Here is a 319-nt window from a genome sequence, read left to right on the forward strand (position 1 = left end):
GCCCGGAGTCGGTGGCGTGCGTGATGTTCACCTCCGGCTCGACGGGGCTGCCGAAGGGCGTGGCGGCCTCGCACCGGGCTTTGGCGGCGACCTTCGTCGGCCCGGATTATCTGGCCTTCGGTCCGCAGCAGACGTTCCTGCAGTGTTCTCCGGTGTCCTGGGACGCGTTCGCGCTGGAGGTGTTCGGGCCGCTGCTGCACGGCGGCGTCTGTGTGCTGCAGCCGGGTCAGCACACCGATCCGCACCAGATCGTGGAGCTGGTGGAACGCCATCAGGTGACCACGCTGCAGATGTCGGCGAGCCTGTTCAACCACATGCT

Annotated in this window: 1 protein-coding gene; it reads left to right on the top strand. The window is 67.7% G+C overall.

Features of this window, described 5'->3' with window-relative positions; all coding sequences use genetic code 11:
• Positions 1–23 precede the first annotated feature (23 nt).
• A partial coding sequence (locus M8J74_RS44355; protein ID WP_249841790.1) for an AMP-binding protein occupies positions 24–319 on the top strand: 296 nt, incomplete at its 3' end.

The sequence above is a fragment of the Streptomyces panaciradicis genome (assembly GCF_023516615.1).
GTDB classification, from domain to species: domain Bacteria; phylum Actinomycetota; class Actinomycetes; order Streptomycetales; family Streptomycetaceae; genus Streptomyces; species Streptomyces panaciradicis.